11 protein-coding genes are annotated in these 15567 nt (G+C 60.8%); 10 read left to right on the top strand and 1 reads right to left on the bottom strand.

Annotated elements, in window-relative coordinates:
* Window positions 1-148 precede the first annotated feature (148 nt).
* The 3 genes from HMPREF1022_RS12155 (at window position 149) to gyrB (ending at window position 5295) form a co-directional block, all read left to right on the top strand.
* A complete protein-coding gene (locus HMPREF1022_RS12155; protein WP_009303341.1) occupies window positions 149-1522 on the top strand; it encodes a helix-turn-helix domain-containing protein in 1374 nt (457 codons plus the stop codon).
* A 147-nt stretch (window positions 1523-1669) separates the two neighbouring features.
* The gene (gene dnaN, locus HMPREF1022_RS12160; protein ID WP_008682924.1) at window positions 1670-2824 is read left to right on the top strand and encodes a DNA polymerase III subunit beta; all 1155 of its coding nucleotides are present in this window, start codon (window positions 1670-1672) and stop codon (window positions 2822-2824) included.
* Window positions 2825-2889: 65 nt separating this feature from the next.
* A complete protein-coding gene (gyrB, locus tag HMPREF1022_RS12165) occupies window positions 2890-5295 on the top strand; it encodes a DNA topoisomerase (ATP-hydrolyzing) subunit B (RefSeq protein ID WP_008682925.1) in 2406 nt (801 codons plus the stop codon).
* A 109-nt stretch (window positions 5296-5404) separates the two neighbouring features.
* On the opposite strand, the gene HMPREF1022_RS18235 is transcribed toward gyrB, so the two are convergent.
* A complete protein-coding gene (locus tag HMPREF1022_RS18235) occupies window positions 5405-5806 on the bottom strand; it encodes a hypothetical protein (protein WP_156802965.1) in 402 nt (133 codons plus the stop codon).
* A gap of 233 nt (window positions 5807-6039) precedes the next feature.
* On the opposite strand from HMPREF1022_RS18235, the gene gyrA reads away from it, so the two are divergent.
* From gyrA to fmt, 7 genes are all read left to right on the top strand, one after another.
* Window positions 6040-8613 carry a DNA gyrase subunit A gene (gene gyrA / locus HMPREF1022_RS12175; protein ID WP_008682927.1) on the top strand — a complete coding sequence of 858 codons (2574 nt, stop codon included), beginning with the start codon at window positions 6040-6042 and terminating at the stop codon, window positions 8611-8613.
* Window positions 8603-9412, top strand: a complete 810-nt coding sequence (locus tag HMPREF1022_RS12180; protein ID WP_009303343.1) for a tetratricopeptide repeat protein — start codon at window positions 8603-8605, stop codon at window positions 9410-9412. Before gyrA ends, HMPREF1022_RS12180 begins: the two co-directional genes overlap by 11 nt.
* A gap of 6 nt (window positions 9413-9418) precedes the next feature.
* Window positions 9419-10819, top strand: coding sequence for an amidophosphoribosyltransferase (gene purF, locus HMPREF1022_RS12185; protein WP_009303344.1), 1401 nt, complete (start codon window positions 9419-9421; stop codon window positions 10817-10819).
* A 91-nt stretch (window positions 10820-10910) separates the two neighbouring features.
* Window positions 10911-12167, top strand: a complete 1257-nt coding sequence (hisS, locus tag HMPREF1022_RS12190) for a histidine--tRNA ligase (RefSeq protein WP_008682931.1) — start codon at window positions 10911-10913, stop codon at window positions 12165-12167.
* On the top strand, window positions 12160-14019 hold the full coding sequence (gene aspS, locus HMPREF1022_RS12195; protein ID WP_009303345.1) for an aspartate--tRNA ligase: 1860 nt from the start codon (window positions 12160-12162) through the stop codon (window positions 14017-14019). The genes hisS and aspS overlap by 8 nt, the downstream gene beginning before the upstream one ends.
* Window positions 14020-14034: 15 nt before the next feature.
* Window positions 14035-14553 carry a peptide deformylase gene (def, locus tag HMPREF1022_RS12200; protein WP_008682933.1) on the top strand — a complete coding sequence of 173 codons (519 nt, stop codon included), beginning with the start codon at window positions 14035-14037 and terminating at the stop codon, window positions 14551-14553.
* Window positions 14526-15518 carry a methionyl-tRNA formyltransferase gene (fmt, locus tag HMPREF1022_RS12205; RefSeq protein WP_009303346.1) on the top strand — a complete coding sequence of 331 codons (993 nt, stop codon included), beginning with the start codon at window positions 14526-14528 and terminating at the stop codon, window positions 15516-15518. Before def ends, fmt begins: the two co-directional genes overlap by 28 nt.
* Window positions 15519-15567: the final 49 nt, after the last annotated feature.

Here is a 15567-nt window from a genome sequence, read left to right on the forward strand (position 1 = left end):
AAGACTTGTTTCAGCAAAGTTTTTATGGTACAAAGACACTTTGTTTCCATACGACGGAAGAAAGGCTCAAGGCCTTGTCCGCGCCCGGCAGCGCGCGGCCCGGGAGCTTATCCACAGGCCGGCGCGCAGGCGCCGACGGCGCGACGTCATGCTGAAAAATGAATTGCGGCACATACTGAACCAGGACGGCACACAGGAAGCGGAAGCCTGGTTCGAATGTCTGACCCTCCGGCAGGAGGACGATACGTTGCGGGTTGTTTTTCCCCATACGTATTTCGCCGCCTGGTTCTCGCGCCATAAACGCAACGTCTTTGAAGAGGCCCTCAGCCGCCATTTTACGGACAAGAGCCTGCCGCGCGTGGTTTACGAACACTGCGGGCCATTCCCCCAGATCAGCGCTCCTCAGGCCTCTTCCGGCCGGGAAGGTTCAGAGGGCGAGCCGCAGGCCGGGCCGGACGACGCGCGTAACGCGGAAGACAATTTCGCCTCATTTATCAGCAACGCCAAAAACGCCTTTCCTCTGGCCGCAGCCAAGGAAATTGCGGAAAGCGATGTGGGCGAGGCCTACAACCCCTTTTTGCTCTGCGGGCGCAGCGGTACGGGTAAAACCCATTTGCTGCGGGCTCTGGCCGGGTCTTTCGCGCGGCGCGGCTCCGGAAAAACAGCTTCCAGACGGATCATCTGTCAGAATGCCGCGCGCTTCTGCGTCGAAGACACGCCCTGGGCACGCCGTCCGGAATTGTTCTGGCAACAGTGCGACGCCCTGTTGCTGGACGATCTGCAGGATCTGGCCGGGCAGGCGGCCTGGCAGCAAAAACTGATCGCCTGCATGGACGCCTGTCCCCCGGCTCCCCGGCAAAATGCGGATGTTCCGACTCCGGTCGGAATGGAGTACGGGTTGAGCGACGGGCCGCGTCAGATGGTCTTCGCCCACGCAGGGCCGGCCCAGGCCCTGAAGGATCTGGACGAGCGCCTGCGTTCCCGCCTGGAGAGCGGCTTGGTGGTGGAGCTGCTGGAACCGGACCTGGATGTGCGCCTGCGTTATTTGCAGGCTCTCTGCAAGGAGAGACGGCTGAATCTGGGGCGCGACCAGCTGCTCTATCTGGCGCAGCGTTGCGCCCAGTTCCGCCTGCTCCAGGGCCTGCTTCTGAAAGTGGCGGCCTTTGCCGCCGTGCACGGCAGAAATCTGACCCCGGCGGACCTGGAAAACATCGTGCGCACCGGCGGAGCGGACAGACCGCCCGGCTGCCGGGAAATTCTGGGCGAAGTGGCCCGAGGCCTGAACCTGCGGCCTGAAGACATTCTGGGCGGCAAACGCAGGCCTGATCTGGTCCTGGCCCGGCAGGTGGCCATGTACCTCTGCCGCCAGAAGCTGGGTTTGTCCTACCCGGAGCTGGGCCGGGCCTTTGGCGGAAAAGACCACAGTACGGTCATCCATGCCATTAAAAAGATTAAGAAATTGCTGGTTAGTGACAAAGATGTGCAGCGTCTGGTGACGCAATTGGAAACAACGGCCCTGTAAGCGGCCCTTCCGGCCTGCCCACATTGAAAAATGTGCGCGCCGTTCCTTGTCCGGGCATTATGCTGATCATAAAAAAGTAAAATATTTCAAAGAGTTTTATGAGTTGCGCACAAAGGAACAGACCTTAATAATATTCAAGGAAAGCATATGAAACTTACTGTAAACAAAGAGCAGATCATCGAAGGCCTGCAGAAAGCCGCCGCCATCATTCCGGCCAAAGCCGGCGCCGCCTATCTTCGCTCCATCTGGCTCAAGGCCGAGGAGGGTAGTCTGGCGGTCATGTCCACGGACGCCAACATTGAATTCACGGGCCGTTACCCGGCTGAAGTCAGCCAGCCGGGTCTCATCGGCGTACAGGGCCGGGCTTTTGTGGATTTGGTACGCCAGTTGCCCACGGGCGTGCTCAATCTCACCTTGGACGAGGCCTCGGGCAATCTGCTGCTGGAACAGGGACGCCGGGTGTACAAACTGCCGGTGAGCGGTTCCGAGTGGTTCCAGAATTTTTCGGAATTTCCCGTTGAAAACGCGGTGACTTGGTCCGGCGACTTTCTGCAGGACGTGCTGGACAAGGTGGCCTTCTGCATCAGCGACGATGATGCCATGGACGCCATTGCCTGCCTGTGCATGAAGCCGGGCGAAAACGGGCATATCGACGTCTGCGGCCTCAACGGCCATCAGTTCGCCCTGGTTTCCTTCACCCATGACGATCTGGCCGCGCGCCTGCCCGCCGAAGGCATGCTGATTCAGAAGAAATATCTCCAGGATATCAAAAAATGGCTGGGCGCGGACGAAATCGAACTTAATATTACGGATAAGCGCCTTTACCTGCGCAGCCTGGACGGGGCCGAAACTCTCAGCCTGCCCCGCGCGGCCTACGAATATCCGGACTACAATATCTTTATGGGCAAGCTCGCGGACGAAGGCGTCAACTCCATGACCCTGGATCGCAAGGAAGGAATGGACGCTCTGGGCCGTATTCTGATCTTCAATACCGAGAGCGACCGTTGCACCTATATGGATCTTTCTGCAAACGAAGCCCGTCTGTCCGCCCAGGGCCAGGACGTGGGTTCGGCCTCGGAAAGCCTGGAAGTGGCCTACAAGGGCGACATTGCCCGTATAGCCTTCCCCACCCGCAATCTACTGGACGTGCTCGGACATTTCGTTTCCGCCAAGATCGACATGTTGCTCACCGGAACGGAGGGTCCCTGCGGCATCCGGGGACCGGAAGACCCGGACTACACGGTGATCATCATGCCCATGAAGGTTTCCGAGACCACCTATTACAGCGAAGAAGACGTTTAAAGCAGCCCCCTAGGGCTTTCCGACAAAGCACACGGCAATATTGAGCTCAAGACAAGGAAATACTGATGGTTCCTGAAACCTCCGGCAACGGCGGCTACAACGCCTCTTCCATCACCATTCTGGAAGGCCTTTCCGCCGTGCGCAAGCGCCCGGCCATGTATATCGGTTCCACGGACGGGCGCGGCCTGCATCATCTGGTCTATGAAGTGGTGGACAACTCCATTGACGAAGCCATGGCCGGCTATTGTTCGCGGATCACGGTGATCCTGCATGCGGACAATTCCGTGACCGTGCGCGACGACGGGCGCGGCATCCCGGTGGATATCCATCCCAAGGAAGGCGTGCCCGCCGTGCAGGTGGTCATGACCAAGCTGCACGCCGGCGGCAAGTTCGACAATACGAGCTACAAGGTGTCCGGCGGTCTGCACGGCGTGGGCGTGTCCTGCGTCAATGCCCTGTCCGAGGAACTGACTGTCACGGTGCGCCGCGATGGCAAGCGCTATCGCCAGCACTACGCGCGCGGCGTGCCGCAGGACCAGCTGGCCGTCATCGGCGAGGATGTGGAAGGCCACGGCACCACCGTGCGTTTCCGGCCGGACGAGGAAATTTTCGAGGTCCTCGAATTTTCCTATGAAACGCTGAAAAAGCGCTTTGAGGAACTGGCCTACCTGAACAAGGGCCTGATCATCGAGTGCATTGACGAGCGCATCGGCGAAACCCATGTTTTTCACGCCGAGGGCGGCATTCGTCAGTTTGTGGCGGATCTCAATTCCGGCGAGCAGGGCATCCATTCGATTATTTTCGGTGAAGGCATGGTGGACAGCGTCACCGTGGATTTCGCCCTGCAGTACAACGCCGGGTACAAGGAAAACATCCTTACCTTTGCCAACAATATCCGCACCAAGGAAGGGGGCACCCACCTAGTGGGCTTCCGCACAGCCCTGACCCGCGCCATCAACGGCTATATCAAGGGCCAGCAGGATCTGGTCAAGAAGCTGAAAAATACCGCCCTGTCCGGCGACGACGTGCGCGAGGGCCTCACGGCGGTGATCAGCGTCAAGCTGCCTCAGCCGCAGTTTGAGGGCCAGACCAAGACCAAACTGGGCAACAGCGAGGTGGCCGGTCTGGTGGCCGGGGTGGTCTATGACCGCCTGAACGTCTATTTTGAGGAAAATCCCAAGGACATCCGGCTGATTATCGAGAAGGCCGTGGATGCGGCCCGGGCCCGCGACGCGGCCCGCCGGGCCAAGGAATTGGTGCGGCGCAAGGGGGCTCTGTCGGACAACGCCCTGCCGGGCAAGCTGGCCGACTGCCAGAGCAAAGACCCCGTGGAATCGGAACTCTTTATCGTGGAGGGCGATTCCGCAGGCGGTTCGGCCAAACAGGGACGCAATCCCAAAAATCAGGCTATCCTGCCCCTGCGCGGCAAGATTCTGAACACCGAGCGCACCCGTTTTGACCGGATGCTGGCCAACAAGGAAGTCAAGGCCCTGATCACAGCCATGGGCGCGGGCATTCAGGATGACACGGACCTGGAAAAACTGCGTTACCACAAGATCATCATCATGACCGATGCCGACGTGGACGGCGCGCATATCCGCACCCTGTTGCTGACCTTCTTTTTCCGCCAGTATCAGGAAATGGTGGAAAAGGGCTTTGTGTATATCGCCCAGCCGCCGCTCTACCGCGTGCACAACTCACGCATGGAGAAGTTCATCAAGGACGACGCGGAGCTCAACGATTTTCTGCTCTCCCGGGTCAGTGAGGACGTCAGCATCGTGGCCCGTAACGGGAAGACTTTCAGCGGCAAAGCCTTGATCAGCCTCATGCGGCGTATTGAAAAGCTGGAGATGCGCGTGACTGACGCCGAAGGGGCGGGTACCCCGCGCGACCTTTTCCTGGCGCTGACCACCTATCCCGTGCGTGCGGAAGCCTCCATGCTGGAGGACCAGGACAGCGAATTCACGGCTTGGCTCAATGAGCACGGCTATTTGCTGACCTTGGAGCGTGAGCGCAGCGAGGAGGACGACGAGGAACGCCTGTTCGCGGTTTTTGAGAGTACCGGTAGCCATCACACCCGGCGCGGCATGGAGTTTTTCGCCTCCCGCCTGTACCGCCAGACCTGGCAACTCTTTACCGAACTGCGCGAGGAGTGCGGCGGCCTGGCCTTTACCCTCAGGCGCAAGGACGGCGAAGCCGCGGCCGACGACGTCTTTCAGCTCATGCAGATGGTGCTGGACGAAGCCCGCAGGGGCATCAATATCCAGCGCTACAAGGGCCTGGGCGAAATGAATCCGGACCAGCTCTGGGTGACCACCATGAACCCGGACAACCGCATTCTGTTGCAGGTTTCCGTGGAGGATGCCACTTCCGCCTCCGACGCCTTTGAGGAACTGATGGGCGACAGGGTGGAACCGCGCCGCGATTTCATTGAACGTAACGCCCTGGCTGTACAGGAGCTGGATATTTAAGGAAGTGCCGGTTGATGTTTTTTTTGCCCTGTGCCGCGTTGCTCACCCAGCAGCTTAACAGCCTCGGCAAAAACAAAAATTTTCATTGATCACACTTCTCAAAACGGAACTACGCATAGGAATGGAAAACAGCAAACAACCCTCCAGAGGCTGGTTGTCCTGGCTTATCGCTGTGGGCGGCTGGCTGACCTGCGCGGCCATGTGTCTTTTTTTGACAGTCAGTCTGGAGGGCCGGCCCAGGGCTTATAATTTTGTCCTTCCAGCGGTCATAGCCATATTGTTCAGCAATATTGTCGTATTTCTCTTCATGTCTTCGCGTTTCGGCGAGCATGCCGGAATTTTGTTCCGGGCCGTGAGCCGCGTGTGCATGGCTGAAGGCGTGCTGTTGCTGCTGCTCTATGCAGGGGGCAGATTTTTTATCGGAACTTAAAGCAATTTCACTTTGAAATTGTTTTAACGCCGCACAGGGTGCGGCGCGCCGCAACGCGGCGTGGATTCTGGCGGAAACCACGTTTTTCGCCAGAATGCCAACTTTGAAATTTTACAAATTCCAAAGTTAATCTGTTCTAGGGAAACACTGATTACTGGTCTTTTTGCTCTCTGCCTGCGCGTGAACGGCTCAAGCAAGCCGCTGGCGGTGACCTAGGCAGAGAATAAAAATCTTCATTAACCGGTGTTTAGACGTAGTCACTATACCCTGCCGCGTTGGGCGGCCACGGTTGATATTCTACCCGCGAGGCGAACGTGTCTGAAGCGCAAGACGGACAGCATCCGCAAATCAACATAGAAAAAGAACTCCGCCAGTCCTATCTGGAGTACTCCCTTTCGGTCATCATCGGGCGCGCCATTCCGGACGCCCGTGACGGGCTGAAGCCCGTGCACCGGCGGATCATGTTCGCCCAGTATGAGCTGGCAAACAATTACAACCGCCCGCACAAGAAGTCCGCGCGCATCGTCGGCGACGTCATCGGTAAATATCACCCGCATGGCGATTCGGCGGTCTATGACGCCCTGGTGCGCCTGGCGCAGGAATTTTCCATGCGCGATCCCCTGGTGGACGGCCAGGGCAACTTCGGCTCCATCGACGGCGACTCTGCGGCGGCAATGCGTTACACGGAAGTGCGCATGTCCCGGCTGGCCCAGGAATTCCTGGGCGACCTGGACAAGAATACCGTGGATTTCCGGCCAAACTACGACAATACCCTGCAGGAACCCTCGGTGATGCCCACCAAGGTGCCCAACCTGCTGCTTAACGGTTCGTCGGGCATCGCCGTGGGTATGGCCACCAATATTCCGCCGCACAACCTGGGCGAACTCTGTGACGCGCTGCAGCTTCTGCTGGACAATCCCCAGTGCAGCGTGGACGACCTCATGGAGTACGTGAAAGGACCGGACTTCCCCACCGCCGGTTTCGTCTACGCGGGCAAGGGACTGTACGACGCCTACCACACGGGCCGGGGCACGGTAAAAATGCGCGGCCGGGTGGAGATCGAGGAGCGCAAAAAAGGCCTCCAGTCCGTGGTCATCAGGGAAATTCCCTTTGGCCTGAACAAATCCAGCCTGGTGGAAAAAATCGCGGCCCTGGTCAATGACCGCAAGATCGACGGCATTGCGGATTTGCGCGATGAATCGGACCGCAAGGGCATCCGCATCGTCATTGACCTCAAGCGCGGCGTGATTCCGGACATTGTGGTCAATGCCCTGTATAAATTCACGCCCCTGGAATCCAGCTTCGGCATCAATATGCTGGCTGTGGTGGACAACCGGCCGGTGCTGCTTACTCTTAAAAGCGCACTGAGCTGCTTTGTGGACCACCGGCGCGAAGTGGTCATTCGCCGTACCCGTTACGATCTGGAAAAAGCCGAAGCCCGGGCCCATATTCTGGAAGGTCTGCGCATCGCCATAGACCATATCGACCAAGTGGTGGCCCTGATCCGCGCATCGGCCAATCCCGAGGAAGCCCGCCAAGGCCTCATGGCAACCTTCGAGCTGTCCGAAATTCAGGCCAGGGCCATTCTGGACATGCGCCTGCAACGCCTCACCGGTTTGCAGCGCGAGGAACTGCTGGCCGAATATAAGGATCTGCTCCAGAAAATCGAATTCTATAAGTCCGTGCTGGACAATTCGGAAGTGCTGCGCAGCGAGATGAAGCGCGAGATCCGCGAAATCCGGGAAACGTTTGTCACGCCCCGGCGCACGGAAGTGCTCACTGAGGCCTTGGGCGGCATCGACATTGAGGACCTGATCCCGGACGATGAGGTGGTCATCACCCTGTCCCGCCGCGGGTACATGAAGCGCACCAATCTGGAAAATTACCAGCAGCAGAAGCGCGGCGGCAAGGGCATTGCGGCCCTGCACACCTCGGACGACGATTACGTGCAGGAATTCCTGACCACCACCAATCACCAGTACCTCTGTCTGTTCACCAACAAAGGCCGCATGCACCAGCTCAAGGTGCATCAGGTGCCCGAGGGCAGCCGCACGGCCAAGGGCGTGCATATTAACAATCTGCTGCCGCTGGAAGAGGGCGAGTGGGTCACCACGGTGCTGGCCCTGCGCGAGTTTGCCGAGGACAAGTATTTCCTCTTTGTGACCCGGCGCGGCATGGTCAAACGCTCTTCGGCCTCGCTCTATGCCCGCTGCCGTAAAACCGGACTCATGGCCGTGGGCCTGCGCGAGGACGACGAGCTGGTGGTGGTGCGGCCCATCCGTGAGGACAATCACATTGTACTGGCCACGGCGGACGGCTTTGCCATCCGCTTTTCCTGCGGCGACATCCGGCCCATGGGTCGGGTGGCCACTGGGGTCAAGGGCATTGCCCTGCGCCGCCAAGACAGTGTGGTGGCCGGGGTGGTTCTCAAGGATGTGGATCAGACCACGGAAATCATGTCCATTTCGGCCAACGGCTACGGCAAGCGCACCAGGGTGGACCTTTACCGCCTGCAGTCGCGCGGCGGCAAGGGCATCATTAACTTCAAGGTCACGGCCAAGACCGGCCCGGTGGTGGGCGCCATGCCCGTGCGGGATAACGACGGCCTGATCCTGCTGACCTCGGCCAACAAGATTGTGCGCATCGGCGTGGACGAGGTGCGCAGCAAGGGCCGGGCCACCATGGGCGTGATGCTGGTACGCCTGGACGAAGGCGCGCGCGTGGTGGGCTTTGACCGTGTGGACGAGGGCGGCCAGATCGTACGTGATCTCAGCGTGGAGCTGGATGAGGCGGACGGCATGCCTTCCGTTGCCTCCGCCTCTGATTCCGCCGACGGCCGTGGCTCGAAGCCGGACCCGGAACCGAATCAGGATGGTGATGAGGACTAAACCGCGCCCGCGTTCATGCCTGTTGCTGGCGGCTCTGGCTCTTTGGGCCTGCCTGGCGACCGGTTGCGAACAAGATGCGTTGCTGACTGACGACCTCGGCGCGGCGCGCGCGGCAATGGCCGAGCGCAACTGGCCTCTGGCCGAACGCCTGCTGGAACGCTATCTGCGCGAGGAGCGAAATCCGGACCAGCGCTGGGAGGCCTGGCAGCAGTTGTTGAGCGTGGTTAATTCCGCCAATCCGGAAGCCCGCGCCACTCTGGAATATCTGGAGGTCATGCTGGCGGAATTCGCGGACGACGACGCCCGCACCAAGGTTGTGCTGGAACGCATGGGGCGGCTTAATGAAAGCCTGCGGCACTATGGCCGGGCGGCGGATGCCTGGAGCTCCTATATCGGGCTGGCTGGCCTGACGCCGGGGGAAACCGTGGAGGGCTATCGTCGGCTGGCCGCCACGCAGTTCAGTCAGCGCCGTTTCGACGCCGGGGAGGAAACTCTGCAGCAATGCCTGGCCCTGCCTCTGGCGGATCACGACAAGATCATGTGTATGTATGATCTGGCGGACCAAAACATGGCCCGCGAGCACTGGCAGGAAGTGGCGGACCTCAGCCAGCAGATCCTGGACAGCGGGCCAGACAAGGAAGTGAGGGGCTTGGCTGGTTATCTGCTGGGTGATGCCCTGGAACAGCTGGGGCGGGGCGAGGAAGCCCTGAAACAATTTGAACTGGCGCGCGACGAATATCCCAATCCGTCGGTCATGGATAATCGCATTGCGCATTTGCGCAAAAAACTGAAGAAGTAGATGGTTATGATTCGGCACGAATGCGGTCTTTTCGGTATTTATGATCATGAGGACGCGGCCCGTCTGGCCTATTTCGGCCTCTACGCCCAGCAGCACCGGGGCCAGGAGAGCGCGGGCATCGTTACCCTGGATACGGACGGCGTGCACGAGCACAAGGGCATGGGCCTGGTGCCTGACGTCTTTTCCGAGGCCGGCCTTCGCGCCCTCACCGGCCGGATAGCCGTGGGCCATGTGCGCTATTCCACCACGGGCCGTTCCTCCAGCTGTAATGCCCAGCCCTTCCTGGCCCACTACAAGGGACAGGACATTGTGCTGGCCCACAACGGCAACCTGGTCAACGCCGGGGAACTGCGCGAGGAGCTGGAAAACGAGGGAGCCATTTTTTCCACGGGCAACGACACGGAAATATTCATGCATCTGCTGGTGCGGGCCCTGCGGCGGCACAATTTGCCCGAAGCCATCCGTGAAGCCTGTTCCCGTGTGCGCGGAGCCTACTGCCTGCTGATTCTGGCCGGTTCAACCCTGGTGGCCGTGCGCGATCCTTTCGGTTTCCATCCCCTGGCGCTGGGCCGTCTGGACGGCAAGCCGGTTTTCGCTTCGGAAACCTGCGCTTTCGACCTTCTGGAAGCCGAGTACGAGCGCTCCGTGGAACCCGGCGAAATGATTATTGTGGAGGCCTCGGGCGAGCGCAGCGAACAGCTGCGCGGGCCGCTGCCCCAAAAACCCCGCCAGTGCATCTTTGAGCTGGTTTATTTCGCCCGGCCTGATTCTTATGTCTTCAACGAGCAGGTCTACCTCTGCCGCAAGCAGATGGGCTGGCAGCTGGCCCATGAATCCACGCCGGACGTGGATTTTGTGCTGCCGTTCCCGGATTCCGGGGTCTATTCGGCGGTGGGCTTCGCCCAGTGCGCGGAACTGCCCTATGAGCACGCCATGATCCGCAACCATTATGTGGGCCGCACGTTCATCCAGCCCACCCAGAGTATGCGCAATTTCGGGGTGCGGGTGAAAATCAATCCGGTGCGGGCCATGATCGAGGGCAAGAAAATCTGCATTGTGGACGACTCCATCGTGCGCGGCACCACCATGATCACCCGCGTGAAAAAGTTGCGTGAACTGGGCGCTAAGGAAGTGCACATCCGCATTTCCTGCCCGCCGGTGAAATATCCCTGTCATTACGGCATTGATTTTTCCTCGCGCGGCGAGCTTATCGCGGCCCAGTGCACCCTGCCGGAGATTGTCAGCCGCCTGGATGTGGATTCCCTGCATTACTTGAGCATTGACGGCCTGCTGCGCTCGGTCATGCATTCGGACAGCTATTGCCTGGCCTGCTTTACCGGCGAATACCCCGTGCCCTGTGAGGAGTGCGACAAGTACAGGCTGGAGGGTCCCTGCGGCAGCCGCTAGGGCCTGGCCAACCACGCGTCGCCGGTTGACGCCGGCGCGCCGACAAGATACAGGGCTGCACGGTCGAATACGGCCATCTGAAGAGGAAGATATGAGCATCGCACGCATTAAGGGCTTTGCGGACATGTTTCCGCCGCAGAGCGATAACTTCACCCGCATGGAAAACTGCGCGCGGGATATTTTCGGCCGTTACGGTTTTGTGGAATTGCGCACGCCTCTCGTGGAGTTCACCGAACTCTTTCAGCGCTCCATCGGTGAGGAAACCGACGTGGTGCAAAAAGAGATGTACACCTTTCCGGACCGCAAGGGCCGCTCCCTGACCCTGCGGCCCGAAGCCACGGCCGGAGTCATGCGCGCCTACATCGAATCCGGGCTGAACAGCCGAGAGGCGGTCAGCCGCCTGTTCACCACCGGCCCCATGTTCCGCTACGAGCGCCCGCAGAAGGGCCGCATGCGCCAGTTCCACCAGATCAACTGTGAATGCCTGGGCACGCAGAGTCCCCTGGCCGACGCGGAACTGATCATCATGCTGATGCGTTTTCTGCGTGCCCTGGGTCTGAAGGACCTGGGCCTCAAGCTCAATTCCCTGGGCTGTGCCGAATGCCGTCCGCGCTTCAAGGAAGCCCTGCTGGAATATTTGCGCGGCGTGGACCGCAATGCGCTCTGCCCGGACTGCGCCCGCCGGGTGGACAGCAATCCCCTGCGCGTGCTGGACTGCAAACAGCCCGGCTGCCGCGCCCTGACGGACAACGCGCCCAAACTGCTGGACTACAATTGCCCGGAGTGCAGGGCTCACTTTGAAACCGTGCTGGAAATGCTGCGCGCCGAGGATCTGCCTCTGGAGCTGGATCACCGCCTGGTGCGCGGTCTGGACTACTATTGCCGGACCACTTTTGAGGTGGTAAGCGGAAGCATCGGCGCGCAATCCGCTGTGGCCGGAGGCGGCCGCTATGATGGCCTGATCAAAAGCCTGGGCGGTCCGGACGTGCCGGGCGTAGGTTTTGCCTGCGGCATGGAGCGACTGGCTCTGCTGCTGGGCGACGACGCGGAAACGCGGCCGGATTTTTATCTTTTGGGCATTGAGGAGGCCGGGCGCGCCCAGGCCTTTGCCCTGGCCCAGAAGCTGCGCGCCGCGGGCTTGCGCGGAGAAATGAATTTCAGCACGGGCGGCTTTAAAAGCCTCATGCGCCAGGCCGGGAAATCCGGCGCGCGCTTTTGCCTGATCATCGGGCCGGATGAAGCGGCTCAGAACAACGTGACCATCAAACATCTGGACAGCGGCGAGCAGCGGAGCATGCCGCAGGCCGACGCAATCCTTTATCTGCAAGCGGGAACAGCCAATGACTGAGCAAATGCAGGACGTACAGCTGGAACATCAGAAATTCGTTGAAGACCTGGGCGACTGGCAACGCAGTCACAACTGCGGGCAGCTGACCCTGGCCGACGATCAGGCCGAGGTCTGCCTGATGGGCTGGGTGCAGTACCGGCGCGACCACGGCGGCCTGATTTTCGTGGACCTGCGCGACCGCGACGGTCTGACCCAGGTGGTCTTCAGCCCGGATATCGCGCCCTCGGCTCATGAGAACGCGCATATCCTGCGTTCCGAGTACGTGCTGGCCGTCAAGGGCAAGGTGCGCCCCCGGCCCGTGGGCATGGTCAACAGCACCATGGTCACCGGCGAAATCGAAGTGGTGGCCTACGAGTGGAAGCTGCTGAACACGTCCAAGACGCCGCCGTTCCCCATTGAAGACCGTTGCGACGCGGGCGAGAACCTGCGCCTGGCCTGGCGCTATCTGGATCTGCGGCGCCCGCGCATGCAGGCCAATCTGCGTTTGCGTCACAAGGTGGCCCAGACCATCCGCCGGTATCTGGACGAGGGCGGCTTTGTGGAAGTGGAAACTCCGGTGCTGACCAAATCCACGCCCGAGGGCGCGCGCGACTTTCTGGTGCCCAGCCGCCTGAATCCCGGCGAATTCTACGCGCTGCCCCAGTCCCCGCAGCTTTTCAAGCAGATGCTGATGGTTTCCGGTCTGGACCGCTATTTCCAGATCGTGCGCTGTTTCCGCGACGAGGACCTGCGCGCCGACCGCCAACCCGAGTTCACCCAGGTGGACATTGAAATGAGCTTTGTGGACGAGGAAAAGGTCATGACCATGGCCGAAGGCCTGATGGCCCGCGTCTTCAAGGACGTCATGGGCAAGGAGCTCAGCCTGCCTTTCCCGCGCATGCGTTGGGACGTGGCCATGAGCCGCTACGGCGTGGACAAGCCGGACACCCGCTTCGGCCTGGAGCTCAAGGACATTACGGGCATCGTGCGCGGTTCGGGCTTCAAACTTTTTGCCCAGGCCAAGCTGGTCAAGGCCATGAAGGTGCCGGGCGGGGAGTCCATGACCCGCAAGGAAATAGACGCCTTTACCGAATTCGTGAAGATCTACGGCGCGCAGGGTCTGGCCTGGATCAAGATCAAGGCCGGGGAATGGCAGTCGCCCATTGCCAAGTTCCTCTCTGACGAGGAACGCAAGGGCATTGCGGAAGCCCTGGATCTGCAGGTGGGCGACATCGTCTTTTTCCAGGCCGGAGAGCCGGACATGGTCAACGCGGCCCTGGGCAACCTGCGCGTGCATCTGGCCGGGCATCTCAAGCTCATTCCGGAAGACAGCTTTAATTTCCTCTGGGTCACGGATTTCCCGCTGTATGAGTATGACCAGGAGGAGAAGCGTTATGTGGCCTGCCACCATCCCTTCACCTCGCCAGCGCCCGGCCATCTGGAGCTGATGACCAGCGACCCGGCCAAGGCCCGCGCCCGCGCCTATGACATGGTGCTTAACGGCAATGAGGTGGGCGGCGGCTCCATCCGCATCCATTCCGGCGACGTGCAGCGCAAGATGTTCGAGGCCCTGGGATTCACGCCGGAGCAGGCCGAGACCCAGTTCGGCTTCCTGATCCAGGCCCTGGAGCAGGGCGCGCCGCCGCACGGCGGCCTGGCCTTCGGCCTGGACCGCCTGATCATGCTACTGGCCGGGGCGGCCAGCATTCGCGACGTTATCGCCTTCCCCAAGACCCAGAAGGCCACCTGCCTGCTGACCGAGGCTCCGGCTCCGGTGGCGGGCAAGCAGCTGCGTGAGCTGGGCCTGCGCTTGCGTGAGCAGCCCGCCAAGGATGGGGAAGCCAAAAAGAGCGAAGAAGCCGCGCAGGCCTGAGACAAGGAAGGCCCCATGATTCTTGATATTGTGACCTATCCTGATCCGCGTCTGAAGCAGCCCTGCGAGCCCGTGACGGAAGTGACCGACGAGATCCGCAAACTGGCCGCCGACATGCTGGAAACCATGTATGCCGCGCCCGGCGTGGGCCTGGCCGCGCCGCAGGTGGGCCGCAATATCCGCATGCTGGTCATGGACCCGGCGGGCAAGGATGAGGACAAGCAGCCGCGCGTCTTGATCAATCCCGTGCTGGAACTCTCCGGCGAGGACGTGGTCAGCGAGCAGGAGGGCTGCCTGTCCGTGCCGTTGAACTATCGCGCGGACGTGCCCCGCAAAAGCCGCGTTCTGCTCAAAGCCACGGATCTGGACGGCAACGGCATTGAGGAAGATCTGACGGACTTCCCGGCTATCATTATCCAGCATGAGGCCGACCATCTGGACGGCATCCTGTTCATCGACAAGATCAGCCGCTTGCGGCGCACGCTCTATGACAGCAAGGTAAAGAAATGGCTCAAGCGCAAAAATGCCGGTTAGTCTTCATGGGCACGCCGGATTTTGCGGCGGTGATTCTCAAAGAACTTGCGCAATGGCCGCGGGGTGAAGTCGTTGCGGTGTATACCCGGCCGGACAAACCCGCCGGGCGCGGCCATAAACTGACGCCCTCACCGGTCAAGCGAGTGGCCCAGGAGCTGGACCTGCCAGTCCTGCAACCGGGAAGCCTGAAAAATGTCGCGACCCAGGCCGAGCTGGCAGCTCTGCAACCGGATGTGCTGGTTGTGGCCGCCTATGGCCTGATTCTGCCGGACGCAGTACTGGTCGCGCCGCGCTTGGCGCCGCTCAACGTGCATGCCTCCCTTTTGCCGCGTTATCGCGGGGCCGCGCCCATTCAGCGGGCCATCATGGAAAACTGGGGCCCGGACGCGCAAAGCGGAATTTCCATCATGCGGGTTGCCAGCCGCCTGGATGCGGGTCCGGTCTATGCGGACGCGGCCCTGCCCATTGCTGAGCACACGGCGGGCAGCCTGCATGACGCACTGGCCCGTCTGGGCGCGGATCTGCTGATCCGCGTGCTGGATGACCTGCTGGACGGCCGGGCGGAGGCCCGTGAGCAGGATGAATCTCGTGCCGGTTATGCGGCCAAGATCGGCAAGGAGGACGGGTTCATTGACTGGAACCGTCCGGCGGCGCAAGTGCATGCCCACATTCGGGGCGTGACGCCCTGGCCCGGCGCGCGTGTCATCTTCGCCTTTGCGGGAGAGGCTGAACCGTTGCCGCTGCTGCTTGCGCCCGGCAGGGTGGGAGAGCCCGCGGACGGCGCGCGGCCCGGTGAACTGCGGCATGATGCCGACGGCTTGAGCGTAGCTTGCGCCGATTGCTGGTATCGCTTGCTTCAGGTGCGCCCGCAAGGCCGTAAGGACATGCTGGTGCGTGATTTCATCAACGGGCGCTTGCGCGACCTGCCTGAGGGCATCTGCGGCAGGGCATTGCCTCCGGTCTAGAGTATTTTGCGCTTGAAATTATCGCTTATCGGCGAAATAAATTCGCCTT

The sequence above is a fragment of the Desulfovibrio sp. 6_1_46AFAA genome, from assembly GCF_000224635.1.
Lineage (GTDB): Bacteria > Desulfobacterota > Desulfovibrionia > Desulfovibrionales > Desulfovibrionaceae > Desulfovibrio > Desulfovibrio fairfieldensis.

Coding starts and splice junctions, on each gene's coding strand:
- def (WP_008682933.1), top strand. CDS start 14,035: ATGATTCTTGATATTGTGACCTATCCTGATCCGCGTCTGAAGCAGCCC.
- fmt (WP_009303346.1), top strand. CDS start 14,526: ATGGCTCAAGCGCAAAAATGCCGGTTAGTCTTCATGGGCACGCCGGAT.
- purF (WP_009303344.1), top strand. CDS start 9,419: ATGATTCGGCACGAATGCGGTCTTTTCGGTATTTATGATCATGAGGAC.
- HMPREF1022_RS12155 (WP_009303341.1), top strand. CDS start 149: ATGCTGAAAAATGAATTGCGGCACATACTGAACCAGGACGGCACACAG.
- hisS (WP_008682931.1), top strand. CDS start 10,911: ATGAGCATCGCACGCATTAAGGGCTTTGCGGACATGTTTCCGCCGCAG.
- dnaN (WP_008682924.1), top strand. CDS start 1,670: ATGAAACTTACTGTAAACAAAGAGCAGATCATCGAAGGCCTGCAGAAA.
- gyrB (WP_008682925.1), top strand. CDS start 2,890: ATGGTTCCTGAAACCTCCGGCAACGGCGGCTACAACGCCTCTTCCATC.
- HMPREF1022_RS12180 (WP_009303343.1), top strand. CDS start 8,603: ATGAGGACTAAACCGCGCCCGCGTTCATGCCTGTTGCTGGCGGCTCTG.
- aspS (WP_009303345.1), top strand. CDS start 12,160: ATGACTGAGCAAATGCAGGACGTACAGCTGGAACATCAGAAATTCGTT.